The following is a 24,652-nucleotide window of genomic DNA, read 5'->3' as shown; positions in this document are numbered from 1 at the left end:
TTTTCAGTACTCGATGACACCCGCTGCTTCGAAAGAGGCAGCGGGTTTTTCTGCAACAGGAGGGACCGTTTGCGATGAAGCCGCTCACTGCCGATATGAAAGCACGTCACGCCGAATCGTCTTATGTTGCGGGCCGTTCCATCGTATTGCCTGCGTTGTTGCTGATTGCGTCGGGTTGCGCGTCGCTGGTGTATCAGGTGATTTGGGTGAAGCAGTTGACGCTCGTGGTGGGCGTCGAAGTGCAGGCGGTAAGTATTGCGATTAGCGCCTTTTTTGCAGGGCTTGCGTTGGGTGGATGGCTGTTCGGCAAGCTTGCGGATCGCACGGCGCGGCCCTTGTTGCTGTATGCCGCGCTGGAAGCGCTGACGCTCGTGACGGGCATCGGCGCGACGCTGGCGTTGGCGCGCTGTGCAGCGCTTTTCGATGCGATGCAGACGCATGCGGGCGTGCTTGCGTGGCTCTTGCCGTTTGCGCTCGTCGGCATTCCGGCGATTGCAATGGGCGGCACCTTACCCGTTTTGATGCGCGTGATCGGGCCCGCGCGATCGCAGATCGGCGGCGCGGGCGCAAAGCTTTATGCCGCGAATACGGCCGGTGCGATTCTCGGCGCGCTCTTGCCCGCGTTCGCGCTGATCCCCGCGTTTGGCGTGCAAGGCAGTGGCTTGTTTGCGGCGGCGCTGAATGCGCTGGCGGCACTCTGCGCCTTCGCGCTTGGAATCATGCGAAAGGCTTCGTTTGGTCGTGGCCATGCGATTGCTGAAGGTGCGAACGTGCGATCCGCTGTTGCGCTCTATGCAGCGGCAGGCGGCATTGCTTTGGGATACGAAGTAATCTGGTCGCAGGCGATCGGACAGTTCATCAGCACGCGCAGCTTCGCATTTTCGATCGTGCTGGCAACGTATCTTCTCGGCCTGGCAATCGGCAGCGCGCTGGCCTCGCGATTCGTCGATCGCGTCCGCGACGCGTGGAGCGTGTTCGGCGTGCTGATCGCATCGGCGGGACTGGTGGCGTTTGCGGGCGTCGCGTGTGCGGGCGACTGGCTCGCGCTCGCTCAACAGCATGCCGCCGCGTTCGTGTTGTCGATGAGCGGCAATCTGCTTGCATCTATGTGCGCGGGCTTTTTTGTCGCTGCCTGCGCGATCGTGCTCGTACCGACCGTGCTGCTCGGCGCGGCGTTTCCGTTTGCCTTGCGCATGGCGTGCGATCGCGAATCGAAACAACATACGGCTTCTTCCGCTTTGGGCGCGGATGTGGGACGCGTGGTGGCATGGAACACGGCGGGCGGCATTGCCGGGACGCTGTTCGCTGGCTTCGTGCTGGTGCCTTCGCTCGGCTTGATTCGCGCACTCGGCGTACTTGCCGTAGCGGGAAGTTTCGTCGGCTTGTCGGCGGCTTTGTCGGGACGCGAGCCGCAGAAAACAGGCATCGTTGCCTGCGTGTGCGTGGCTGTGTTGACAGCGATATTCTTGCTGTTCACGCCTGCGAATCGGCTCGGTATGTTGCTCGCGCAAGCGCATCACGGAACACTTGTGTACTACGAAGAAAATGCGGGTGGCACGGTCGCGGTGCTTGAGCAAGGCAGCGACGCGCAACGTTTTCGCCGCCTCTATATTCAAGGCGTGTCCAATTCCGGCGATGCAATGACGTCGCTGCGCTACATGCGTTTGCAGGCGCTCGCGCCGCTGATCGTGCACAACGGCACGCCGCGTTCCGCGCTGGTGATCGGCATGGGCACGGGCATCACGGCGGGCGCGCTGCTGACGTGGCCGGATTTGCAGAAGCGCGCGGTAGCTGAGTTGCTGCCGGCAGTCGTGCGCGCGTCCTCGCGCTTCGATGGCAACGATGGCGTGAGTGCGGACCCGCGCATCGATATCCGCATCACCGATGGACGGCGTGATCTGCTCGCACGCGATGAACGCTACGACATGATTACGCTGGAACCGCCGCCGCCCTCGGCTGCGGGCGTCGTCAATCTATATTCGACCGATTTTTATACGCTGGCGGCAAAGCGCTTGAACCCGGGCGGAATCGTCGCGCAATGGCTGCCGCTCGCGACGCAGAACGAAGCGCAGACGCGTTCGCTGATTCAGAGCTTCGTGCGCGTGTTTCCGTATGCGGCGCTGTGGACCACCGAATTTCACGAGATGATGTTGGTTGGATCGAATGCGCCTTTGACGCTGGATGTCGCGAAGGTCCGCGCGCGATTCGCGGTGCCGGAGGTGGCGCGCGCGTTGCGCGAAGTGGGAATTGCATCGCCGGAAGCGTTGCTGGCGAACTGGGTCGCGGACGGGCCGGCGCTCGCCTACTACGCAGCCGATGCGTTGCCCGTGACGGACGACGATCCGCGTATCGAATATGCGCCCTGGGTGAATTCGATGGAGTTTGCATCGGCGTTTGCGCATTTGATGGCCTTGCAAAGCGAGCCGGTTTTATCGAACGCAGATGCCGCTTTTGCCGATGCGATGCGTAACGAACGCGCCACGCTGCATGCGTTCTATCGGGCCGGGTTGGATGCGTATCGGGGCGATCGGAACGGCTGGGCGCGGGAGATTCAGGACGTGTTGACGGAGGATCATAGTAATCCTTATTATCGATGGGTGTTGGGCGCAGGCAATTGAACTGTCTCCGCCCGCGCTTCAAAACACCAACGTCGCCGTCGCCAAAAACGTCTTCGTACTGCTCAACCGATTCGTGCTCGTGACCGAAGGCACCCATCGGATACTCATCGACAGCGGCGCTTTCCCGGCCACTTTCATCCCATACGTCAGAATCGGGCCGACAGTAAAGTCGTGGCCGACGAAGCCATCGAGCCGATCCGGAATCGGCCCGGTATCTTTACCAAGCTGCTGCACGGTTCCCATCACGATACCCGCGCCCCAGCCATTGGCGAACTTCTTGAGTCCCATCACATCGAGCGTGAATAACGGTGCGTTCTGATAGTTCGTCGCCGAATTTCGCGTGTAGAACTGAAAACCCATCACCGCATCGAATTCGAGTCCGTATTTCGGCATCAGATGCGTGTACGCAATTTGCGGCACGAAGGTCCATGTGTTCAGACTCGGATTGGCCAGCGCGCCCGCTTCGTAATTGCCCGTCGGCGCCCAGATGTTGAAGCTCAGCGCGATATGGTCGGTCTGCGAAAAATGCCAGCCCGCCAGAATCGGCGTGAAGTACAGGTCGTATAGATTCGATGCGCGGTCGCTCGTCGTTGCGGTTCGCTGTCCTACCGCGAACGTGCCGCGCGCCAGTTCCCACACATACGGCAGCGTAAAACCCGAGGCCAGACTCCAGCCGCCGAAGTTGCCCCATGTTCTGACCAGCGTGGCCAGCGTAAAAGCGACCTCCCCGTTCAGCCCGATCGATGACCGCCCGCCCACCGGCACCTGCCTGCTGCCGGAAATCGAGCCATCCAGATACAACTCCTCGATGCTCGCGATCCACACTTCTTCCGGCGGCACCACGCCGACACCCGACAGCACGCTCGTTCCCGCCACCGGCCGCCCGAGCCCGCCTTCGGTCGCAAATACCGGTTGGGTGCAACAAGCGCCCGCGAGCGCCACCGCGATGGCTATCCGACGAATCTTCATGGCTTCACCTCTCGATCCGGGAATCGCCCCGAAACCGCCCGCCGCTGCCCGTAGGGCCAAGCGTGAAAGGCCGAGGCCGAATCAGCAATATTGGAATTCCCCCGCGTTGTAAAGCGCGCCGCCGGTCATAAGCATCCGCAAAAACCAAACGTTTAAGCAGTCACTTTTACTGAAAAAAATTAATCATCAGACTGCTAAAGAATTTATTTCCGACTGCCGTTATGGTGTTTGAAGCGGACTAAACGGGCTCAAGCGGGCTTTTTCCACATCCCTTCAAACACCAATACACGCATATTCGGAGAGAAAAATGCGGACCTTGACTGAGAGAAAGCGACGCGTCGGACCGCGCGTCGCTGTGACCGGCATGGCGCTCGCGCTCGCCGGTGCAGCACCCCTTCTGGCCGATGCCGCCAGTCCGAAAACGACCACTTTCACGGTGTCGCTGACCATTCAGGCGGATTGCTCGATCACCGCCAATTCGCTCGATTTCGGTACAACCGGCCTCATCACCTCGAACATCGATCAATCGACCAGTCTCGCCGTCACGTGCAGCCAGGGCACGGCGTACAACGTCGGACTCGATCAGGGCTCCGTAACAGGCTCGGCCATCGGCACGCGTCTGCTCGGCGGCTCGGGTTCGAACACCGTCAACTTTGGCCTCTATCGCGACTCGGCACGTTCGCAGAACTGGGGCAACACGGTCGGCACCGACACGCTGTCCGGCACCGGCAACGGTTCCGCGCAAGCCCTCACCGTGTATGGCCGCGTACCGACGCAAACGGCTCCGGCCGCGGGCGCGTACTCATCGACCATTACGGCGACCGTGACCTTCTGAGGACTCAGGCGATGTCTATCTCTCGTTTCAAACGTCTTGCGGCCGTAGCGCCCTTGTTCCTTGCGATGCACGCGCACGCAGGCTCGCTCCAGGTCTCGCCGATCCGCGTCGATCTGTCGGCGGAGCAGCCCGCAGCGGTCATGAAGCTGCACAATCGCGGCGATCAGCCGATCACCGCGCAGGTCCGCGTGTTCGGCTGGTCGCAGACGCTCGACGAGGATCATCTCGACGAAGCGCAGCGCATCGTCGCCAGCCCGCCGATCATCACGATTCCGGCAGGCGGCGATCAGACCGTGCGGATTCTGCGCACGAGCCGCGACGCGCCGCAGGGCGAAGAGACGTATCGCCTGTTGGTCGATGAAATTCCGCAGGCCGAAACCGCGCGTACTTCCGGCGTGCGCATGCAGTTGCGCTATTCGGTGCCTGTGTTCGCGGGCGCGCCCGCCAGCGCCACGCCGAAGGTCGATTTCTCGCTGCAGCGCGTGGCCGGCGCGGATGGCAAAAACGTGCCGGGGCGCTTGATGCTGCGCGCATCAAACGGGGATACGGCGCATGCGCAATTGAGCCAGGTGCGGATCGAATGGGCCGATGGCCACAGCACGGAACTCGCGCCCGGCCTGCTTGGTTACGCGCTGGCTCACGCCACGCGTCAGTGGCCCGTCGGCGATGCGGCGAGCGTTTCTGGCAACGCGGGCAACGCCACCGTCCATGCGATCGTCAACGGCACGCCGGTGACCGCGCAGGTGTCGCTGGACAGCAAGCTCGTGGTGTCGTCGAAGTAAGCCGTCGTGAAACTCCGGGACCCAGCCGTGTGCGGACGGAGGACCGCGCGCGCCCAGCCGAGCAAACGATCGTGCGCGGGTTTGCGTGCGCCTTTGCGCAATCGTTGGCCTGCTGCGCTCGCGGCCGGCGCGACGCTGGCCTTCGCCGTGCATGCGGCGTGGGCGGTGCCAGCGGCATCGGCGGTTCCGGGGACGGCGAGCGCCACGCGCGATGGCGCGCTGTATCTCGAAGTGGTGATCAACGGGGTATCGACGGAACAGGTGGCGCAGTTCGAGATGATCGGCGGCGCGTTCTATGCGCGTTCCGAGGAGCTGGCCGAAGTGGGCATTCTCAGCGGCACCGCGCCCGCCGATGCACAAGGCCGCGTGGCGCTGGCGACGATTGCGGGGCTGTCGTATGTGTATCGGCCGGAACAGCAGCGGATCGATATTCAGGTGAGCGATGCGAGCCGCGTGCCCGCCACGCTCGGCGATATCACGCAGCGCCGCAAGGTGACGTCCACCGCGACCGGCGCGCTCATCAACTACGAGTTTACCGTGCAGCCGCAGGATCAGTCGCGCTTCGGTCTGTTTAGCGAGGAACGCTTCTTTTATCCGGGCGGCACGTTCAGCAATACCGGCACCGCTTACCGATACGGCGCGCGCATGGGTTACACGCGCCTCGATACTTCATGGCGGCATTCCGATCCCGACACCATGGTCACCACGCGCGTGGGCGACACGATCAGTTCTTCGCTTTCGTGGACGCGTCCGGTGCGCATGGGCGGCGTGCAAGTGTCGCGCGATTTCTCGCTGCGGCCGGATCTCGTCACGTATCCGGTGCCCTTGCTGGGCGGCTCGGCCGCAGTGCCGACCGCTGTGGATCTCTACGTGAACAACGTGCGTCAATACAGCGGCAACACCGCGTCCGGCCCGTTCGTCATCAACGCGGTGCCGGCCGTGACGGGCGCAGGCGAAGCCACCATCGTCACGCGCGATGCGCTCGGCCGCAACGTGATGACCACCGTGCCGCTCTACATGGACTCGCGCCTGCTCGCCCCCGGCCTGACGGATTTTTCGATGGAAGCGGGCTTCGTGCGCCGCTCCTACGGGCTGGAATCGATGAACTATACGAGCGAGCCGTCGCTTTCAGGATCGCTCAGGCGCGGCGTGTGGCAGTTGCTGACCGTCGAGGCGCATATGGAAGCGACGCGCGGCATCGTCAACCTCGGCGCGGGCACGTTGATTCGCGCGGGCGCGTTCGGCGTGGTGAATGTGTCGGCGGCGGCGAGCACGGGCAAGGTGAGCGCGCCCGTCACCGGCTACTACGACGCCGACGGCACGCTCGTGCAGCCGCAACTGACGACCGTTTCCGGCACCGGCGCGCAATTCACGGCGGGCTGGCAATATCGCGCGCCGGCGTTATCGGTCGATATGCAGGTTCAGCACGCGACGTCCCGTTACGGCGATCTCGCGTCCAGCGAAGGCACGCCCGTGCCGCGCAATACCGAACGCGCGACTATCGCCACGCCGATCAAGCTCGGCGATATGCCCGCTTCGATCAGCGTCACCTACGTCGGCGTCGATGACGACTACACCGGACATTCACGCATCGGCTCGCTGTCGTATTCATCGACGATCGGCGGCAGCGTTGCGCTTTCGACGAGTCTTTATCGCGATTTCGGCACGACCAAAAATACGGGATTGTTCGTAGCACTGAGCATGCCGATCGGCGGCAATATCAATGCAAGCGTCTCGGGCGGTTTCGATCATCATTCGCCGATGGCCAACGCCTCGCTCACCCGCACGCCCGATTATGACGGCGGCTTCGGCTGGCAGGTGCAAGGCGGGCAGCAGGATCAGAACACCATTGGTCTCGCGCAAGGCACGTATCGCAGCCGCTACGGCGACCTGATCGGCTCGGTGTATCAGAATCGCGGCCATACATCGACGGAACTCGACGGCTCCGGTTCGATCGTGCTGATGGCGGGCGATGTGCTGGCGGGAAGGCGTATCGACGAGGCTTTTGCGGTGGTGGATACCAACGGCATGCCGAACGTGCCCGTGCTGCACGAGAACCGATTGATTGGCATGACGAACGGTTCGGGTCACTTGCTCGTGCCGAACCTGCTGCCTTACGATTCGAACCATCTGTCGATCGATCCGCTCGGTCTGCCCGCGACCACGTCGATCAGTTCGACCAGCCTGAACGTGACGCCGCAGGCGCGCGCAGGCGTGCTGGCGCGTTTTATGATTCAGAATTACAGCGGCGCACAACTGCGTCTCGTCGATGAAAAAGGCCGTCCGCTCGCGCCCGGCGCGCACGCGACCGTCACGGAAACCGGCAAGCAATACATGATCGGCTACGACGGCCTGACCTTCATCGATGATCTCAAGCCGCATAATCATCTGCTAGCGCAATGGAACGGCGCGGACGGCAGCGGCGCATGTCAGCTGGACGTCGCGTTCGAACCCGCCGCCGGCAATGCGCTCGATACGCTCGGCCCCTACGTCTGCACGAAGGTGACACGATGAATCTGCTGCGCCGTGTGCTTTTGCTCGTGATTCTGATTTGCGGCGGATTTGCCGCGAATAATGCACATGCGCAGCTTTGTTCAGCGACATCGACGGGGCTGGCGTTCGGCTCGTTCAGCCCGATCAGCACGGCGGCGACGGTGTCGGGGACCATCGCGATCAAATGCACAGGATTGCTTGCGAAGGCGCGCGTGTGCATCAGCATCGGGCCGGGCGTCGGGCAGACGAGTTACTCACCTCGCTATATGACGAGCGGCACAAATACTTTGCAGTACAACCTTTATACCGATTCGGCTGGCACCAATATCGTCGGAAGCACGCTCGCGCCTGCGGGTTTTCCGGCGGCGGCGTTCGATTTACCGGTGACGGCGGGCAAGATCGATACGACCGTCACCGTGTACGGGAAGCTGATGAGTCCGCAGACGGGCGCGGTGCCGGGCAGTTATAGCGCATCGTTCGGGGCATCGGCGGCAATTGGATTGCAGACGACGGTATCGACGGGAACGCTGTTGGACTGCCTCGCGATTCCGCTGCTGACGGGATCGTTTTCGTTTCCGGTGACGGCGAGCGTGGTCAACGATTGTTCGATTTACGCGGCGAATATCGACTTCGGCACGCAGGGTTTGCTCAAGACGACGCTGAGCGCAGCGGGTGGCGTGACGGTGACATGTACGAATACGGCGGCTTACACAATATCGCTGTCGGGCGGCGCGACGCGCAATATGACGCGCACTGGCGGAACGGAACAGATCGCGTACGGGTTATATACGACATCGAGTTATTCGACGCCGTGGGGCGATGGAACGTCTGGAACGACGACGGTAAGCGGCACGGGCAACGGATCGGCGCAGACGATTCCGGTCTATGCGCGCGTGTTGCCGCAGGTCACGCCGCCACCGGGAAGTTATAGCGATACGGTGATTGCGACGGTGACGTTTTGAGCGTGTCGGTAAGATGAGTCATTTATCGTCGCTCATACGTCATGCCTTCCATTCGCCGCCTGACCGAAGTTGATACTCACGCCTTCCGCGAAATCCGGCTCGAAGGATTGCAGCTTCACCCGTCCGCATTCGGTGCCGATTACGAAGACGAACGCGCGCAGCCCGACGCGTGGTTTCGCGCGCGCGTGATCGATCATGCCGTGTTCGGCGCGTTTCTCGACAATGGATCGCTTGCAGGCGTGGCCGGGCTGATGGTGCCGACAGGCGCGAAGATGAAGCACAAGGGCACGCTCTGGGGCATGTATGTGCGCCCTGTCGCGCGCGGAACGGGGCTGGCGGCGGCGCTGGTCCTTGAGATAATCGACTATGCGAAAACGCGTGTCGAAGAACTCACGCTTCACTGTTCGCCGGATAACGCCGCAGCGATCCGGCTATACGAAGCGGTGGGTTTCAGCGTGTACGCGACAGAGCCAAGAGCACTGAAAATCGACGGGATTTATTTCGATTCGCTGCTGATGACGAAGCGCTTCTGAGCGCTCACCCCACCGACGTATCCAACGCAAACGGCCCCTTCCTCAACCGCTTCATAATAAAGTTCGTACACGTCCTCAGCTTGGGCGATGTCTGCAAGCGCGCCGCCGTCACCGCCCACACATTCGCCTCCTGCCGATACTCCGGCAACACGCGCTGCAATCTCCCCGACTTGAGCGCGGGCGCGACATCCCAACCATTGAGCAGAATGATGCCGTGCCCCGCCAGCGCCCAATTGCTCACGATATCGCTGTGATTCGAGCCGATCGGCCCGGTCACCTTCACCGCTTCGATTCCCTGCGGCCCTTGCAAACGCCACACACCGAACGTCTGATGCCGCTCGCGGTAAAGCAGACAATCGTGCCCGGCGAGTTCAGCAATCGTCTTCGGCGTGCCGCGTTTGGCGAGATATTCCGGCGCGGCGCACAGCACGCGCGCGTTCTCCACCACAAGATGCGTCACCAGATGCGGCTCCGACACTTCGCCCATTCGGATATCGATATCGAAGCCTTCCGCCAACAGATCGACACGCCGATCCATCAATTCCAGCCAGATTTCAAGGTCCGGATGCGCGCGATGCAGTTCCGCGAGAATCGGCGACAAATGATTGCGGCCCAGCCGCAGACTCGAACTGATGCGCAACTCGCCCGTCAGACGCGTCTCCGTATGCGCGACGCTGTCGTTCAGTCCGTCCACCGCTTCGAGCACCTTGCGCGCCCACGCATACGCCGCCTCGCCCGAATCGCTGATGCGCACGCGCCGCGTGGTGCGATGAAACAGCGTCACGCCGAGCGCCTTTTCCAGATCCGCCACGCGCTTGCTGACGTACGCCGGTGAAATGCCGAGTTCGGTGGCCGCCGCCACGAAACTCGAGCGCCGCGCCACTTCGCAGAACACTTTCAGGTCGATGAGATCCCAATCATTATTCACGATTTGGAATGAGTGAAGTGAAGGATGCACGCATTGTAAGCGCATCGGTTGACTTTATTCTGTGCGTCATTGCGATTCATATAACGGAGACAGGCATGAGCAAGACACGCATCGCGGTGGCGGGCGCGGGTTATATCGGACAGGCGCATATCGGCGCAATTCAGCAAAGCGGCACGCGCGCGCTGTCGGCTATCGTCGATCCTTCGCCCGCCGCGAAAGCGCTGGCGGAACAAGCCAATGTGCCGCTGCACGCCACGCTCGACGAATTGTTCGCGAAGGACAAGCCCGATGGCATCGTGCTGGCAACGCCGAATCAGCTTCACGTGCCGCACGCGATGCAAGCGCTCGAAGCACACGTACCGATGCTGCTCGAAAAGCCCATCGCGCCGACCGTGGCGGAAGCGCAATCCCTCGTGCGCGCGGTTGACGATGCAGGCGTGGCGGTGCTGATCGGCCATCATCGCGCGCACAGCCCGATCATGGCGAAAGCGCGTCAGGTGGTCGAATCCGGCGTGCTCGGGCGGCTGGTCGCGGTCACCGGCACGGCCATGTTCCTGAAGCCCGACCACTATTTCGCCGATGCCCCGTGGCGTCGTGAAATCGGCGCTGGTCCGATTCTGCTGAACATGATTCACGAGGTCCACAACCTGCGCATGATGTGCGGCGATATCGTCGCGGTGCAGGCGTTCAAATCGCACGAAACGCGCGGCTTCGCGGTGGAAGATACCGTCGCCATCAATTTACGCTTCGAGAACGGCGTGCTCGGCACCTTCCTGCTCTCGGATACGGCGGCGAGCGCGCGCAGCTGGGAGCAGACATCGCAGGAAAACAAGGCTTATCCCACTTACGACGATGAAGATTGCTATCTCGTCGCCGGAACCAACGGAAGCCTGGCAATCCCAACTATGCGCCTGAAAACCTATGCACGCGATGAAGACCGCTCATGGTGGAAACCCTTCGAAACGGGCATCGTCGGCATGGTGCGGGACGATCCGATCAAACATCAGATGGAGCACTTCGGTGCGGTCGCGCGCGGCGAAGTGAAGCCGTTGGTATCTGCGCGCGATGGACTCAGAAACTTGCTCGTGACCGAAGCCATCGTGACGGCGGCCACGCATGGCACCGTCGTCGAATTGCCGCGCGACTAAATAGATAGGGACACTAATCAAATGAACGTACTCATGCTTCACGGCGTCAATCACAATATGTTCGGCAAGCGCGATCCTGCGCAATACGGCACCATCACGCTCGCTGAAATCGACGACAAACTCAAGGCGCTCGGCCGCGAACTCAATGCCGAGGTCGATAGCTTTCAGACGAATCACGAAGGCGAGATGTGCGAACGCATCCACCAAGCCTTTACCGATGGCGTCGATGCCGTGCTAATCAACGCCGGCGCGTGGACGCACTACAGCTACGGCATCCGCGATGCGCTCGCCATTATGACCGTGCCGATCGTCGAAGTGCATATGTCGAATATTCACGCGCGGGAAGCGTTTCGGCATCACTCCGTGTTTGCCGAAGTGGTGAACGGGCAGATATGCGGCTTCGGTGTCGATAGTTATTTGCTGGCGTTGCGTGCGGCGGTATCGGCAGCGAAAGCGCGCTAAAGCACATACAACCACGCCAGCAAAGTAAGCACGGAGAACAGCGTGCTCATCGATATAACCGCGCCGACGACCTGTTTCTCGACATCGTATTCGACGGCGAGCACATAGGCGCTCTTTGCAGTCGGCACGGCGGCGCACACCACGGCGGCAATCGTCGCCGTGTGATCGAGCCGGCACGCAAGACATAACGCGTAGACGATCAACGGCATGACGAGCAGTTTCAATGCGGTCAGCACCGCATAGAACGTCATGCCTTTGCGCAACTCTTTCACCGTGAGTTCGAGTCCGATTGCGAATAACGCGCACGGCGTCAATCCTTCGCCGAGTATCGACAAAAACGATGCAAACGGCCCGTACAACTTCAGTCCGATCAAAGACCAGATCAACCCGCCGATAGTCGCCAGAATGACGGGATTGGTCGCGATCTGCCGCGCGACGACCGCGAAGCGCGCCGACTCGCCGCGATCCATTTCGAGCAGAATCACCAGTACCGGAAACATGATCGCGCCGACGAACACCGTCGCGATCGCAGCGGCCAACACGCCGGGCTGACCGTATAGCGTCTTCAATATCGGCAGCGCGACGAAGCCCGTATTGGTCATCGATACCGCCGCCGCGAGCATTGCGCTCGTGCGCAGATTCGCGCCTCTTGCGACGCGCGCGAACAGCATCATCGCCACGAAACACAGCATCGATCCACCGCCGAACGCGGCGATAAAACGCCAGTCGAGCAAGGCGCGAAGCCGCTCATCGGCGATAGTCAAAAACACCAGCGCGGGCATGGCGACGTAATACGCGAAGCGCATCAACGGTCCCGACAGTTCGCGCGGAATATAGCCGTATGCGCCCGCCAGCCATCCGGTGAGGATGATCGCAAAGATCGGAAGGATCGTGCCGGCTAGCTGCATAACGATGATCTCCTTTTCTCAGACTTATACGTGGCATCTTCGCTGACTCGATCGCTAAGCATGTCTACACTATGACGAGCGATGGCGCTTTTCAATGTCATTTCACGCTCAACGTCACGAGGAGCACGCACATGTCCACGCAAGCCCACGGCTATGACATCCTCCGCAATCCGCGGCTCAATCATGGTTCCGCGTTCACGCAGGCGGAGCGCGAGCAGTATCGGCTGGAAGGTTTGTTGCCGCCGGGTGTAAGCACGCTCGAACTTCAGGTCGCGCGCACGCATGCGCAACTCGAACAGCTCGACAACGACCTTCAAAAATACCTCTTTCTCTCCGATCTTCAGGCGCGTACTGAAACCCTTTTTTATGCCTTATTGATGTCCGATCCGGCGACGTATATGCCGATTGTTTATACGCCGACAGTCGGTGAAGCGTGTCAGAAATTCGATCACGTTTTCCGGGCCACGCGCGGCTTGTATATTCCGATCAGCGCGCGCGGCCGCGTGAAGGATATTCTGCGCAACTGGCCCGAGCCGGATGTGCGATTTATCGTGGTGACGGATGGCGAGCGCATTCTCGGTCTGGGCGATCTCGGCGTCGGCGGCATGGGCATTCCCATCGGCAAACTCGCGCTTTATACAACATGTGCAGGCGTGCCGCCGATGCACTGCCTGCCCATCACGCTGGATGTCGGCACCAACAATGCCACCTTGCTCGATGATCCCTTGTATCTTGGCTCGCGGCATGAACGCGTACGTGGCGACGACTATCACGCCTTCGTCGATGAATTCGTCAGCGCCGTGCAGGAGATTTATCCAAAGTGCTGCATCCAATGGGAAGACTTCGCGAACTTCAACGCGGTGCCTTTGCTTGCGCGCTACAAGGATAAAGTCTGCACCTATAACGACGATATTCAAGGCACCGCCGCCGTCGCACTTGCGGGCATCTATGCAGCGCTTCGCATCTCTAAGCAAAAGCTCACCGATCAGCGCTTCTTGTTTCTCGGCGGCGGATCGGCAGCGACGGGCATCGCCGAATTGATCAGCCAGGCGATGGCACTCGAAGGCATGGATATCGACAGCGCGCGCAAGCAAAACATGCTGTTCGATGTGAATGGATTGATGGTGAATTCACGCACCGATCTGGCGGATTTTCAGAAGGTCTTCGCGATGGATCACGCGCCTATCGATACTTTCGTCGATGCGGTGCGTGCGTTAAAACCGACTGGGATTATCGGCGTAAGTACAGTGCCTAAGCTCTTTAGTCAACCGGTGATCGAAGCGATGAGTGAGTTGAACGAAAGGCCGATCATCTTTCCTTATTCCAATCCGACATCGCGTTCGGAATGCACGGCGGAAGAGGCGTATCGGTGGTCGAAGGGTCAGGCGATCTTCGCAAGCGGCAGTCCGTTCGGGCCAGTGGAAATCGAAGGACGCACGTTCGTGCCGGGTCAGGGCAACAATGTCTATATTTTCCCTGCGATGGGCATGGCTGTGTTCGCGACAGAATCGACGCGCGTGACGGAGGAGATGTTCATCATCGCGGCGAAGGCGGTCGCGGAACAGGTCAGCGATGAGAGTCTTGAGAAGGGTTTGATCTATCCGCCGCAAAGCCGGATTTTCGAAGCGTCGATGCACGTGGCGGCATCGGTAGCGGAATATATCTTCGATCATGGGTTCGCGCGCGTGGAAAGGCCCGCGAATCTGGTGGAGCATATTAAGCAGGCGGCTTATACGCCGAAGTATTGAGGGGAGCGGCTCCGTTTCAAAACGGAGCCGCTACGCTGCTTACGCGCGCGTTCCGACCTCCACTTCCTGCGCCGTCCACTCCTTCACGCGCTCGCTCAACGTCAGACCCAGCCCCGGCCGCGTCGGCACGATCATGCGGCCGTTCTTCGTCTCAAGCCGCTCGTTGAACAACGGTTCGAGCCATTCGAAGTGCTCGACCCAAGGTTCACGCGAGTAACACGCGGCAAGATGCACATGCAGTTCCATCGCGAAGTGCGGCGCGAGCATCAAACCCGCGTGATCCGCCAGCGTCGCTACCTTCAAAAACGGCGTAATCCCACCGACGCGCGGTGCATCCGGCATCAGATAATCCGCGCCGCGCTGGCGGATGAACTCCCAATGCTCGGACACGCTGGTCAGCATTTCACCCGTGGCGATCGGCGTATCGAATTGTGCGGCGAGTGCGGCGTGACCTTCGGCATCGTAGCAATCGAGCGGCTCTTCGATCCAGATGAGATTGAACTGCTCGAAGGTGCGGCACATGCGCTGCGCGGTCGGTCGATCCCACTGCTGGTTTGCATCGACCATCAGCGGGAAGGCATCGCCGAGATGCTTGCGCACGGTCTGCACGCGATGAATGTCGAGCGCGCAATCCGGCTGGCCCACCTTCAGCTTGATCCCGCCGATACCCTTTTCGCGCGACGCATCCGTATTCACCAGCAGTTGATCCAGCGGCGTGTGCAGGAAGCCGCCCGATGTGTTGTAGCAGCGCACCGAATCGCGTTGCGCGCCGATCAGCTTGGCCAGCGACAGATTCGCGCGTTTGGCCTTCAAATCCCACAACGCGACATCGAACGCGCCGATGGCTTGCGCGGCCATGCCACTGCGCCCCACCGATGCCCCCGCCCACGCCAGTTTGTCCCACAGACGCGCGATATCGCTCGGATCTTCGCCGATCAGCACCGGCGCAATCTCTTTCGCATGCGCGAATTGGCCCGGCCCGCCCGCACGCTTCGAATAGCTGAAACCGAGTCCGCGATGCCCGTCCGCCGTTTCGAGTTCGACAAACAGAATCGCGATTTCCGTCATCGGCTTTTGACGGCCGGTGAGCACTTTGGCATCGCTGATCGGATTGGCGAGCGGCAGAAACGTCGATGCTACACGCACCCACTTGATCTGATCGATCGACGGCGTCGCTGCTGCAAGATTGTTAGCCATGCTCATGAACATCTCTCCTTTGCGGAAATCACATTCGATGCGACGGCGCGCTGCATTCCCACGCCGCCAGGTTCACCCTTTCATTCGATACCCCGATCATAAAATGATTGCGCAATCATTCCAAGCGAAAATGATTGCGCAATCATCATGGTTTACACTGATGCCCGCATCCAGCGTGACGGGCCGTGGGTTCATGGTCTAATCGCGTGGAACAGCGTGTATCCGTATCGAACGACATGGCGAAGAAAAACGAAAAACCGATTGTGATTCCACCCGGCGGCGAAAGCGTCACGCTGATCGATGTCGCGCGCGTAGCGGGCGTCGCGCCAATGACCGTGTCGCGCGCATTGAACCGCCCCGAACTCGTCAAAAGCGATACGCAGCGCAAGGTTCTCGAAGCCGTGCGCGCGACGGGTTATGTGCCGAATCTATTGGCCGGAGGTTTAGCGAGCAGCAAAAGCCGTTTGGTCGCGATCCTTCTGCCGACCATCGCCAATTCGATTTTTTCGGATACGGTGCAGGCCTTGATGGACGGACTGACGTCATCGAACTATCAGACTTTGCTCGGGCTGACCGGTTACTCGCGCGAGAAGGAAGAAGCGCTGGTCGAGGCGATTCTCGGGCGGCGGCCGGACGGGATCGTGCTGGCGGGGACGAGTCATAGTCCCGCGACTATCGAACGGCTGACGAAGGCGCGAATTCCCGTGGTCGAGATTTGGGACCTGACGGATAAGCCGATCGATATGGTGATCGGGTTCTCACACGAGGAAGTGGGCAGGCAAGTCGCGCGGCATCTGCTGGACAAGGGCTATGAGACGTTCGGCATCGTGTCCGTGGACGATCCGCGCGGTTTGCGGCGATGCGAAAGTCTGAAACGCGAGTTGGCGAAGCATCGGGCGGCGAAGCCGGTGTTCGAGGTGCTGCCTGCGCCTGCTACGTTGCAGGCGGGACGCGAAGGATTGAGTCGGATTCTCGATGCTGCTCACGCGACAAAGCCGCAGATCGTGGTGTGCAGTTCGGATACGCTCGCGCAAGGCGTGCTGGCGGAAGCGGCGAGTCGCGGTGTCGCGGTGCCGCGCGATATCGCCGTGATGGGCTTCGGCGATCTCAGCACGGCGGCGCATGTTTATCCGGCGTTATCGACGGTGCGGATCGATGGCGCGCGGATCGGGACCGAAGCGGCGCGCGCGCTTTTGGAGCGGTTCAACGCTGCGGAAAGCGATGCGCCCGTGAAGGCGGTGCGCATCGATACGGGGTTTAGTATTGTTGAGCGGCAGAGTACTTAACGCCCAAACGCCTCCGTCTCCACCCGCTTCCCCATCAAAAACGCATCCGCGACGATCTGCAACGGGCGCACATCGACATCGTCCTGTTTCGATTCGATCAGCGCGTGAAAGCGTTCATACAGCGCCGGATACTCACGCTCCGCACCCAGCGCCGTTTCTTCACCGTCGATCGACAAGCGCTTGCCGCCTTCGCGAATCGACAACCGGCCCGCGTCGGTATCGACATCGATCGCCCATTCTTCGACCGGCCCGTGACGCCAGTCGAAGAACGCCCGCACCGGCGCGCCGCTCGTATCGATGCAATCCAGTTCGGCGGCAATTGGCGTTTCCGTATCGCTCGGCACGGTAAGCACCGCGCCGCGCAACGCGATCTCGTTCGGCAGAATGCGCGTCACGATGGACAAGGCGTTGATGCCCGGATCGAACACACCGAGGCCGCCCGCTTCCCAGATCCATTGTTGTCCCGGATGCCAGCGCCGCACGTCTTCCTTCCAGCGCACTTCCACGCTCTTGATGGCCTTCGATGCCAGCCATTCACGCGCCGGCGCCACCGCATTCGATTCACGCGAATGCCACGTCGCAAACAAGGACACGCCACGCGCCCGTGCGATCTCGTGCAGCGCCTTCACTTCGCTCACGCTCGCGCCGGGCGGCTTTTCGAGCATGACGTGCTTGCCCGCATCCAACGCGGCGAGCGCTTGTGCATAGCGCACTTGGGGCGGCGCGCACAGCGAAATGGCCTGCACGTCGGGTTCGGCGGAAAGCAAGGCATCGATATCGCTGTAATTGCGCACGCCTTCGACGCTCGCGTTACGGCTCGCACACGCGACGAGTTCGAAGCCGGGCTGCGCGGCAATCGCAGGCAAATGCTGATCGCGCGCGATCTTGCCGATACCGACAACCGCGAGTTTGATGGCTTGTTTCATGAGGAATCCCGCTATGTGGTCGGGTCAAAAAGCTCAGGGCTTCAAGCGTAGCATCAACGCTTCCAAGATCGCATACGCGGCCTGCACGCGCTCACTATTTGGATAATTCTTGTTCGCCAGCATCACGATACCCACATGCTTTGCCGGCACAAACGCGATATACGTGCCGAAGCCATTCGTCGATCCGGTCTTGTTGATCCACACATCCTCACGCGGCGCTTGCGGCGGATCGATACGCGTGACCGGCTTCGCATCGAGGATCATGGAATTGCCGTTGCCTTCGAGCAAGGCGTCCAGCTTCACCGGGTACGCGTACTGTTCCCAGATCAAATCCTGCGTCATCGGTCCGACGTTGAAATAGCCCGTGTGCGTAGCGTCGATCGCGCGTTGCCACGGCGCGGCAATACCGCTTGCATCGTTCATATTGGCCTGCAAAAAGCGTGTCATATCCGATGCCGTCGATCGCACGCCATACGCTTCGGATGCCAGCACGCCCGGCTTCATGCGGATCGGCTTCTCATCCTTCGTATAGCCTTGTGCGTAATCGCGTTCGCGCGCGGCGGGCACGTGCATAAAGCTGTTCTTCATGCCGAGCGCAGGGAAAACGCGCTGCTGCATCAGCGAATCGTAATCGGCGTGCATGGCTTTCGCGGTCACCAGACCCAAGGTGCCGATGCCCGGATTCGAATACGTGCGCACCGAGCCCGGCGGATGCGGCGGCTGCCATGCCTTGAACCAGGTCAGCAGTTCGGCGTTATCGTGGATTTCGTCGGGCACTTGCAGCGGCAAACCGCCGGGCGTGTGCGTGCCGAGATTGAGCAACGTGACATCGTCGCCGAACGGGCTGCCTTTGAGCGTCGGCAGGAACTTGCTGACGGGATCGCTCAGAGAAAGCGCGCCCTGCTCGCGCGCATACGACGCCAGCGTGACCGTCAGCGTCTTGCTGACCGAGCCGAGTTCGAACAAGGTATCGCGCGTAACGGACTTCCTGCCTTCCTTCGATGCCAGCCCGTAGTCGTACACATAAGCCTTGCCCTGCACCACCACGCCGACCGCCATGCCCGCGATCGCGTTTTTCTGCATCAACGGCTGAATGGTTTGATCGACGATGGGTTTGACTTCGTCCTGCGCCGCTGCCGCACCTGAAACGATCAGCAGTGCCGCCGCCATCAATAATTTCATAGCTCCGGGTTCCTTAAACGATTGCGCGACGATTGCGCGAACCGCGATTCTATTCCCCTCGCCCGACACGATTTCTTCACGAGAAATTTTGGTTAGATAGGATGCTAACGAATTAAACAGTCGCTATAATCGCGCCCCATGCCCTATCTCGATATTCTTCGCCGCTCCGTCAGCAGCACGCTCGTGCTGGCCGCGCGCCGCTGGCGCCGCACCAGTCATGGGGTGCTGGCGTCGTACGGTGTGTCGGAGGCGTGCGCCGTGCCGCTGCTCACGGCCAACCGGCTGGGCGAAGCGGTTAGACAGGTGACGCTGGCTTAGCATGTCGGGATCGAAGGGCCGTCGCTGGTGCGTTTGCTGGATCAGTTGTGTGCGGCGGGTCTGGTGCGCCGCGACGAAGACCCCGAGGATCGCCGCGCCAAAACCATCACGCTCACCGATGAAGGCCGCGCCGTCACCGCGCGCATGGAAGCGCGGCTGGTCACGCTGCGCGCGCGTCTGCTGAAAGATGTCAGCCGTGAGGATCTGGAGACGACGTTGCGGGTGCTGAACGTCTTCAACGCATCGCTCGAAAGCAAACCCGCCAAACCTATCGACGACTGAAGCCGTGAACTTTCCCTCCGCCCGCGAGTGGCTGTTCTCCGCGAAGACCTTCGCGGCGGCAATGATCGCGCTCTACATCGGTCTATGGCTGGAACTGCCGCGTCCTTACTGGGCGATGGCAACCGTCTATATCGTCTCGAATCCGTTCGTCGGCGCGACGCGTTCGAAGGCGCTGTATCGCGCGCTCGGCACCATGATCGGCGCGGCGGGCGCGGTGCTGATCGTGCCGCCGTTCGTCGAATCGCCCTATATCTTCAGCGCGGCCGTGGCGCTCTGGACCGGCACCCTGCTGTTTCTTTCGATGTTCGATCGCACCGCGCGCAGCTACGTGTTTCTGCTGGCGGGCTACACGCTGCCGCTGATCGCGCTGCCCGCCGTGACCAATCCGACCGCCGTGTTCGATCTGGCGATTTCGCGGACCGAAGAGATTACGCTGGGCATCGTGGTGGCGAGCATTGTCGGCAGCGTGGTGTTTCCGAGCCGGCTCGCGCCCACGCTGATCGAACGTACCGATGCGTGGTTCCGCGACGCCGCTTTCTATGCGAGCGAAACGCTGTCCGGACATCTGGCGGGCGCACCGATTTCGGCGGCGCGGCAGCGGCTGGCGGCGACCGTCAACGGGCTGGAACTGATTCTGAGCCAGTTGACCTACGATCACACGCAGCCCGGCACTATCCGCCGCGCGCGTGCCTTGCAGGGCCGCATGCAGATATTCCTGCCGCTGATTTCCTCGCTTGCCGATCCCCTGATCGAACTGATCGATACACGCGGCACGCAGCCCGAAGGTCTTGTTCCGCTGCTGCAGGACGTGGCGAAATGGGTCGGTCTGCCGGTGCCCAAGCCCGATGAACCCGACGACACGCGCACCGCCGATACCTTGCGCAACCGCATCCTCGCGATGCGCCCATCGGCCGACGCGCTCGCGACCATCGACGGCGCGCTGCTTTCGAACGCGCTGTGGCGGCTCGCGCAGGTCGTCGATGTCTGGCAGGACATCCGCTCGCTGCGCGCCGCCATTCTCCACGACACGGAAGTCTGGCAGCCGCGCTTCAAACACTGGCGTCTGGGCGGCACCGAGCGCTTTTTCGACCTCGGCATGATGCTGTTCTCCACGGCGGTCGCGGTCGGCGCGATCATCTTCGCGTGCGCGCTGTGGATCGAATCCGGCTGGAACGATGGCGCGGGCGCGGTCACGCTCGCGGCCGTTTCATGCTGCTTCTTCGCCACGCTCGACGACCCCGCGCCGCAGGTTTTCAAGTTTTTCCTCGCGACCTGCGCGAGCGTGATGCTCGCCGGTCTCTACGTGTTCGTCGTGTTGCCGATCGTCCACGATTTCCCGATGCTGGTGATCATTTTTGCGGGACCGTTTTTGATTATCGGCACGCTGATTCCGCGCCCGCAATTCACGCTCGTGACCATGCTTGCCGCTGTCAACACGGCCACTTTCATTAGCATTCAGAGCGCTTACGAAGCCGACTTCTTCGTGTTCGTGAACAGCAATCTCGCGGGCGTCGCCGGGCTCTTGTTCGCCTATATCTGGACCACGGTGACGCGGCCGTTCGGCGCGGAACTGGCCGTCGCGCGGCTGACGCGTTCGGCGTGGGCGGATATCGTCGTATGCGCGTCTCCGGGCGCGATTGCGGATCAGCGCAATCTCTATTCGCGCATGCTCGACCGGCTGATGCAACTGCTGCCGCGTCTGGCCGCGACGGACTCGAACAAGCACCCATCGGTGGAAAGCTTTCGCGACTTTCGCGTCGCGTTGAATGCGCTGGATTTGCGGCGCGCGCATCGCAAATTGCCGACGGATTTGCAGCGCTCGATCGAAGACGTACTCGGCGATGTGCGCCGCTACTTCGAACACTGCATCGCGGCGCGCACGCGTCAGCCGGTGCCGCACGAACTGATCGATGCAATCGATACCGCCGCGCGCCAGGTCTCGCGCCGCAACATCGCAGAAGGCCCCGGCGATGCCGACGCCACGAACCCGCAACCGCAAGCCCCCACGCTCGGCGAAAAGTACCTGCGCGATACGCTGCACGCGCTGATCGGCATGCGTTTGTCGCTGCATCCGCCCGCCACGCAGCCGCAACCCGATACCGCTGGCGGCGCGCCGCGTCAGGAACCGGCATGATGCTCACTCAACTTTTCTTCATGGACCGTCAGGCATGATCGGTGAAATCGACATTCTCGGCGTGTTCGTACCCGCCGTGCTGGTGCTGATGTTCATCGCCTATTTGCTGAATCTGGCGATCCGCACCGTGCTCGCGCGTCTGGGTGTTTATCGCTTCGTGTGGCATCGCTCCATTTTCGATCTCGGCATCTATGTGATGGTGCTGGGGCTTGTCGTCATCGTCTCGCATCGGCTCTTTCCGTGAAAAAAACCTGGTTCTCCGTCGGGCAAGTGCTGCTCACGCTTATCGTCGTCGCCATCGCCGCGGTCGTGTTGTGGAAGCTGGTCGATTACTACCTGTTCGCGCCGTGGACGCGCGACGGCCACGTGCGCGCCGATGTCATTCAGGTCGCACCCGATGTGTCGGGCCTCATCACCAGCGTCGAGGTGTCGGACAATCAGCAGGTCAAGCAAGGTCAGGTGCTATTTCTGATCGATCAGGCGCGCTACGAACTGGCGCTGCGCAATGCGCAGGCGGTGGTGCAATCGCGTCAGGCCACGCTCGATCAGGCGCGCCGCGAAGATGCCCGCAATCGCGCGCTCGGCAATCTGGTGGCGCGTGAAGTGGTCGAAGAAACGCACTCGCGCGTGGAGACCGCCGCTGCCGCCATCGCCGATGCGCAAGTCGCCGTGGATACCGCCAAACTCAATTTGCAGCGTACGACCATCGTCAGTCCCGTCGATGGCTATCTGAACGATCGCGCGCCGCGTGTGGGCGAATATGTGTCGGCGGGACGCGCGGTGTTGTCGGTGGTGGATATGCACTCGTTCCGCGTCGATGGTTACTTCGAGGAGACGAAGCTCGGCGGTATCGATATCGGTCAGCCGGTGGATATCAAGGTGATGGGCGAGCCGGGTCTGTTGCGCGGGCATGTGCAGAGCATCGTCGCGGCGATCGAGGATCGCGACCGTCAGCAAAGTTCGACGCTCTTGCCGAACGTGAACCCGGCCTTCAGTTGGGTGCGGCTCGCGCAGCGTATTCCCGTGCGCGTCCAGCTCGATGAAATCCCCGCCGATTTCCGCATGATCGCGGGACGCACGGCGACCGTTTCCGTACGTGGTATTACACCTGCGGGTAAGACGAATGCGGTGCCTGCGACGCCGACTGCGCCTGCCTCGCCTGTTGCGGCGCATGCTTCGGGTGCATCGCAATGAAGATGACGCGTCTGAATGCAGCGCTTGCCGCCTGCTCGCTGCTGGCGCTGAACGGCTGTATGACTGTCGGCCCCAACTATTCGATGCCCGATGGCGCGGCGGCGAAGGCCTCGTACACCAACGGCGCCATCGACGGCGCAAGCGATGCGCCCGTCACTCAAGGCGCCGTGCCCGTCAAATGGTGGCGTCTGTACGACGATCCGGTCGTCGATAAGTTGGTCGATGAAGCGCTCGTCTCGAACGCGGATTTGCGCGTGGCGGCGGCCAATCTCGCGCGCTCGCGCGCGGAAGTCGCGTTCGCGGAGCAGCAAGGAGGATTTTCGGGCAAGACATCGGCGGCGTTCCAGCGGGCGCAGGAATCGGCGGAACAGTATTTGTTGACAGAGAAACTGCCGGTCGTGAACGAAGGCGCGCTCGATCTGAGCGTTTCCTATGAACTCGATCTGTTCGGCAAGCTGCGGCGCGGCGTCGAAGCGGCCAAAGCCGATGACGACGCCGTCGAGGCAGCGAGCGACCTCGCGCGCATCACGGTCGTCGCCGATGTCGTGCGGGCGTATGTCGAATCATGTTCGGCATCTGAAGAACTGGAGATTGCGCGGCGTTCGCTGTCCTTGCAGAAGCAGCGCGTGGTGCTGTCACGCCGATTGCAGAGCGCGGGACGCGGCAACGTGTCCGAAGTGACGCGCGGACAAACTCAGGCCGATACGCTCGCTGCCGATATTCCGCGTTTTATCGCGCGTCAGCGGGTGGCGCGGTATCGGCTGTCGCAATTGCTGGCGCGTCCGGTGTCGGCTTTGCCGCCCGAAGCGCTCGCGTGCAAGAAGCTGCCGAAGCTGCGTCAGCCGATTCCCGTCGGCGATGGCGCGGCCCTGCTCCAGCGCCGTCCCGACGTGCGGCAGGCCGAGCGGCAACTGGCGGCATCGACGGCGCGCATTGGCGTGGCGACGGCGGCCTTGTATCCATCGGTGAGTCTGGGAGCGTCGGTGGAATCGGTGGGCGTGGCGGAGGATTTGTTCGGCGCGAATACGAATCGCTGGGCGTTCGGGCCTTTGATCAGCTGGAGCTTTCCGATCAACGGACAGCGCGCGCGCGTGATTCAGGCGGAAGCGGCTTCCAGCGGTGCGCTGGCTCATTTCGATGCTGTGGTGCTCAATGCCTTGCGCGAGACTCAGAGCAATCTCGCCACTTACGCGGGCGATACGACGCGTGCGGATGCTTTACGGACGGCTTATCAATCGGCGGTTGAATCGGCGGATGAGACACATCGGCTTTATTCCGCTGGGCGGGAGTCTTTTGTCGCTGATCTTGATGCGACCAGGACGCTGACTGGGGTTGCGGCTCAGGTTGCCGCGGCTGAAGGGCAGGTTGCGCAGGATCAGGTGAATTTGTTTCTGGCGTTAGGCGGTGGGTGGGAGCGGGATGACGGCGGTCGGTGAGGTTTTTTTTGCTGCTGGCTTTGTCTTGCTGGTTATGCAGTAGCCGCCTCCCCGGCGGGGGGGTAACTTTCTTTGCTGCTGCAAAGAAAGTCACCAAAGAAAGCAGCTTTTTCAACCGGACACTGCCTCTTGATACGGCAAGTGGATTAATGGTTTCTCTCGGTAACAATAGCCCGCCGCCACGGAGGCCTGCCCGGCCTGTCAAGTGCTCGGTACGCGCCATTTAAGCACCTCTATTTCCTTAACCAAGCGGCACGCGCTCATCCGCGCGGCGTGTTCGGCGCTCACGCGCCATCGCCGTAGGGGTCTAT

General features: G+C 61.5%; 20 protein-coding genes and 1 pseudogene. 15 read left to right on the top strand and 6 right to left on the bottom strand.

Translation table 11 applies throughout. The features are described from left to right. Positions 1-74 precede the first annotated feature (74 nt). Positions 75-2,618, top strand: coding sequence for a fused MFS/spermidine synthase (locus P7F28_RS14535; protein ID WP_370467324.1), 2,544 nt, complete (start codon positions 75-77; stop codon positions 2,616-2,618). An 18-nt stretch (positions 2,619-2,636) separates the two neighbouring features. Here the strand turns inward: P7F28_RS14535 and P7F28_RS14530 are convergent, their stop codons facing one another. After that, positions 2,637-3,587, bottom strand: a complete 951-nt coding sequence (locus P7F28_RS14530; RefSeq protein ID WP_277185220.1) for a transporter — start codon at positions 3,585-3,587, stop codon at positions 2,637-2,639. Between the two features lie 307 nt (positions 3,588-3,894). Here P7F28_RS14530 and P7F28_RS14525 point away from each other — a divergent pair, with 307 nt between their 5' ends. Genes P7F28_RS14525 through P7F28_RS14505 form a run of 5 tightly spaced genes read left to right on the top strand, consistent with a single transcriptional unit; the run spans position 3,895 to position 9,192 of the window. After that, the gene (locus tag P7F28_RS14525) at positions 3,895-4,422 is read left to right on the top strand and encodes a spore coat U domain-containing protein (protein ID WP_370467323.1); all 528 of its coding nucleotides are present in this window, start codon (positions 3,895-3,897) and stop codon (positions 4,420-4,422) included. An 11-nt stretch (positions 4,423-4,433) separates the two neighbouring features. Continuing rightward, positions 4,434-5,204: a molecular chaperone gene (locus P7F28_RS14520; RefSeq protein ID WP_277185219.1), complete on the top strand. Its 771-nt coding sequence runs from the start codon at positions 4,434-4,436 to the stop codon at positions 5,202-5,204. Between the two features lie 6 nt (positions 5,205-5,210). Further along, the gene (locus tag P7F28_RS14515; RefSeq protein ID WP_277185218.1) at positions 5,211-7,718 is read left to right on the top strand and encodes a fimbria/pilus outer membrane usher protein; all 2,508 of its coding nucleotides are present in this window, start codon (positions 5,211-5,213) and stop codon (positions 7,716-7,718) included. After that, positions 7,715-8,659 carry a spore coat U domain-containing protein gene (locus P7F28_RS14510; RefSeq protein ID WP_277185217.1) on the top strand — a complete coding sequence of 315 codons (945 nt, stop codon included), beginning with the start codon at positions 7,715-7,717 and terminating at the stop codon, positions 8,657-8,659. Before P7F28_RS14515 ends, P7F28_RS14510 begins: the two co-directional genes overlap by 4 nt. A 41-nt stretch (positions 8,660-8,700) precedes the next feature. Beyond that, positions 8,701-9,192 (top strand): GNAT family N-acetyltransferase, encoded by a 492-nt coding sequence (locus tag P7F28_RS14505; protein WP_277185216.1) that lies wholly within the window; start codon positions 8,701-8,703, stop codon positions 9,190-9,192. Between the two features lie 4 nt (positions 9,193-9,196). Here the strand turns inward: P7F28_RS14505 and P7F28_RS14500 are convergent, their stop codons facing one another. Next, positions 9,197-10,165 carry a LysR substrate-binding domain-containing protein gene (locus P7F28_RS14500; protein ID WP_277185215.1) on the bottom strand — a complete coding sequence of 323 codons (969 nt, stop codon included), beginning with the start codon at positions 10,163-10,165 and terminating at the stop codon, positions 9,197-9,199. Between the two features lie 50 nt (positions 10,166-10,215). On the opposite strand from P7F28_RS14500, the gene P7F28_RS14495 reads away from it, so the two are divergent. Together P7F28_RS14495 and aroQ are read left to right on the top strand one after the other, a co-directional pair. Then, entirely contained in the window at positions 10,216-11,268 is a 1,053-nt protein-coding gene (locus tag P7F28_RS14495) for a Gfo/Idh/MocA family protein (protein WP_277185214.1), read from the top strand. Positions 11,269-11,289: 21 nt separating this feature from the next. Next, positions 11,290-11,730 (top strand): type II 3-dehydroquinate dehydratase, encoded by a 441-nt coding sequence (gene aroQ, locus P7F28_RS14490; RefSeq protein WP_277185213.1) that lies wholly within the window; start codon positions 11,290-11,292, stop codon positions 11,728-11,730. Here the strand turns inward: aroQ and P7F28_RS14485 are convergent. Further along, a complete protein-coding gene (locus P7F28_RS14485) occupies positions 11,727-12,638 on the bottom strand; it encodes an AEC family transporter (protein WP_277185212.1) in 912 nt (303 codons plus the stop codon). The genes aroQ and P7F28_RS14485 overlap by 4 nt on opposite strands. Positions 12,639-12,709: 71 nt before the next feature. Here P7F28_RS14485 and P7F28_RS14480 point away from each other — a divergent pair, with 71 nt between their 5' ends. Next, positions 12,710-14,386 carry an NAD-dependent malic enzyme gene (locus P7F28_RS14480; protein ID WP_277185211.1) on the top strand — a complete coding sequence of 559 codons (1,677 nt, stop codon included), beginning with the start codon at positions 12,710-12,712 and terminating at the stop codon, positions 14,384-14,386. Positions 14,387-14,425: 39 nt separating this feature from the next. Here P7F28_RS14480 and P7F28_RS14475 read toward each other — a convergent pair whose 3' ends face one another. Next, on the bottom strand, positions 14,426-15,589 hold the full coding sequence (locus tag P7F28_RS14475) for a mandelate racemase/muconate lactonizing enzyme family protein (protein WP_277185210.1): 1,164 nt from the start codon (positions 15,587-15,589) through the stop codon (positions 14,426-14,428). A gap of 230 nt (positions 15,590-15,819) precedes the next feature. Here P7F28_RS14475 and P7F28_RS14470 point away from each other — a divergent pair, with 230 nt between their 5' ends. After that, positions 15,820-16,869: a LacI family DNA-binding transcriptional regulator gene (locus tag P7F28_RS14470; RefSeq protein ID WP_277185209.1), complete on the top strand. Its 1,050-nt coding sequence runs from the start codon at positions 15,820-15,822 to the stop codon at positions 16,867-16,869. Here P7F28_RS14470 and P7F28_RS14465 read toward each other — a convergent pair. Together P7F28_RS14465 and ampC are read right to left on the bottom strand one after the other, a co-directional pair. Then, on the bottom strand, positions 16,866-17,795 hold the full coding sequence (locus tag P7F28_RS14465; protein WP_277185208.1) for a Gfo/Idh/MocA family protein: 930 nt from the start codon (positions 17,793-17,795) through the stop codon (positions 16,866-16,868). The two genes, P7F28_RS14470 and P7F28_RS14465, sit on opposite strands and share 4 nt — an antisense overlap. A 33-nt stretch (positions 17,796-17,828) precedes the next feature. Further along, positions 17,829-18,977 (bottom strand): class C beta-lactamase, encoded by a 1,149-nt coding sequence (gene ampC, locus P7F28_RS14460; protein WP_277185207.1) that lies wholly within the window; start codon positions 18,975-18,977, stop codon positions 17,829-17,831. A 138-nt stretch (positions 18,978-19,115) separates the two neighbouring features. On the opposite strand from ampC, the pseudogene P7F28_RS14455 reads away from it, so the two are divergent. From P7F28_RS14455 to P7F28_RS14435, 5 genes and pseudogenes are all read left to right on the top strand, one after another. Beyond that, a pseudogene (locus P7F28_RS14455) lies at positions 19,116-19,577 on the top strand (MarR family winged helix-turn-helix transcriptional regulator). A gap of 4 nt (positions 19,578-19,581) precedes the next feature. Further along, complete coding sequence (locus tag P7F28_RS14450) at positions 19,582-21,711, top strand: FUSC family protein (protein WP_277185206.1); 2,130 nt, start codon at positions 19,582-19,584, stop codon at positions 21,709-21,711. A gap of 34 nt (positions 21,712-21,745) precedes the next feature. Next, positions 21,746-21,955 carry a DUF1656 domain-containing protein gene (locus P7F28_RS14445; protein ID WP_277185205.1) on the top strand — a complete coding sequence of 70 codons (210 nt, stop codon included), beginning with the start codon at positions 21,746-21,748 and terminating at the stop codon, positions 21,953-21,955. Further along, complete coding sequence (locus P7F28_RS14440) at positions 21,952-22,905, top strand: HlyD family secretion protein (RefSeq protein ID WP_277185204.1); 954 nt, start codon at positions 21,952-21,954, stop codon at positions 22,903-22,905. Before P7F28_RS14445 ends, P7F28_RS14440 begins: the two co-directional genes overlap by 4 nt. Continuing rightward, positions 22,902-24,341: an efflux transporter outer membrane subunit gene (locus P7F28_RS14435; RefSeq protein ID WP_277185203.1), complete on the top strand. Its 1,440-nt coding sequence runs from the start codon at positions 22,902-22,904 to the stop codon at positions 24,339-24,341. Before P7F28_RS14440 ends, P7F28_RS14435 begins: the two co-directional genes overlap by 4 nt. Positions 24,342-24,652: the final 311 nt, after the last annotated feature.

Origin of the sequence: Caballeronia sp. BR00000012568055 (assembly GCF_029439455.1) — a bacterium.
Taxonomy (GTDB): domain Bacteria; phylum Pseudomonadota; class Gammaproteobacteria; order Burkholderiales; family Burkholderiaceae; genus Caballeronia.
The sequence above is the reverse complement of the archived record's forward strand: the minus strand, read 5'-3'. Positions and strand labels throughout refer to the sequence as shown.

Excerpts from the sequence above, each read along its gene's own strand:
- P7F28_RS14535 (WP_370467324.1), top strand. The coding sequence starts at position 75 with ATGAAGCCGCTCACTGCCGATATGAAAGCACGTCACGCCGAATCGTCT.
- P7F28_RS14530 (WP_277185220.1), bottom strand. The coding sequence starts at position 3,587 with ATGAAGATTCGTCGGATAGCCATCGCGGTGGCGCTCGCGGGCGCTTGT.
- P7F28_RS14525 (WP_370467323.1), top strand. The coding sequence starts at position 3,895 with ATGCGGACCTTGACTGAGAGAAAGCGACGCGTCGGACCGCGCGTCGCT.
- P7F28_RS14520 (WP_277185219.1), top strand. The coding sequence starts at position 4,434 with ATGTCTATCTCTCGTTTCAAACGTCTTGCGGCCGTAGCGCCCTTGTTC.
- P7F28_RS14510 (WP_277185217.1), top strand. The coding sequence starts at position 7,715 with ATGAATCTGCTGCGCCGTGTGCTTTTGCTCGTGATTCTGATTTGCGGC.
- P7F28_RS14505 (WP_277185216.1), top strand. The coding sequence starts at position 8,701 with ATGCCTTCCATTCGCCGCCTGACCGAAGTTGATACTCACGCCTTCCGC.
- P7F28_RS14500 (WP_277185215.1), bottom strand. The coding sequence starts at position 10,165 with ATGCGCTTACAATGCGTGCATCCTTCACTTCACTCATTCCAAATCGTG.
- P7F28_RS14495 (WP_277185214.1), top strand. The coding sequence starts at position 10,216 with ATGAGCAAGACACGCATCGCGGTGGCGGGCGCGGGTTATATCGGACAG.
- aroQ (WP_277185213.1), top strand. The coding sequence starts at position 11,290 with ATGAACGTACTCATGCTTCACGGCGTCAATCACAATATGTTCGGCAAG.
- P7F28_RS14485 (WP_277185212.1), bottom strand. The coding sequence starts at position 12,638 with ATGCAGCTAGCCGGCACGATCCTTCCGATCTTTGCGATCATCCTCACC.
- P7F28_RS14480 (WP_277185211.1), top strand. The coding sequence starts at position 12,710 with ATGACGAGCGATGGCGCTTTTCAATGTCATTTCACGCTCAACGTCACG.
- P7F28_RS14475 (WP_277185210.1), bottom strand. The coding sequence starts at position 15,589 with ATGAGCATGGCTAACAATCTTGCAGCAGCGACGCCGTCGATCGATCAG.
- P7F28_RS14470 (WP_277185209.1), top strand. The coding sequence starts at position 15,820 with ATGGCGAAGAAAAACGAAAAACCGATTGTGATTCCACCCGGCGGCGAA.
- P7F28_RS14465 (WP_277185208.1), bottom strand. The coding sequence starts at position 17,795 with ATGAAACAAGCCATCAAACTCGCGGTTGTCGGTATCGGCAAGATCGCG.
- ampC (WP_277185207.1), bottom strand. The coding sequence starts at position 18,977 with ATGAAATTATTGATGGCGGCGGCACTGCTGATCGTTTCAGGTGCGGCA.
- P7F28_RS14445 (WP_277185205.1), top strand. The coding sequence starts at position 21,746 with ATGATCGGTGAAATCGACATTCTCGGCGTGTTCGTACCCGCCGTGCTG.
- P7F28_RS14435 (WP_277185203.1), top strand. The coding sequence starts at position 22,902 with ATGAAGATGACGCGTCTGAATGCAGCGCTTGCCGCCTGCTCGCTGCTG.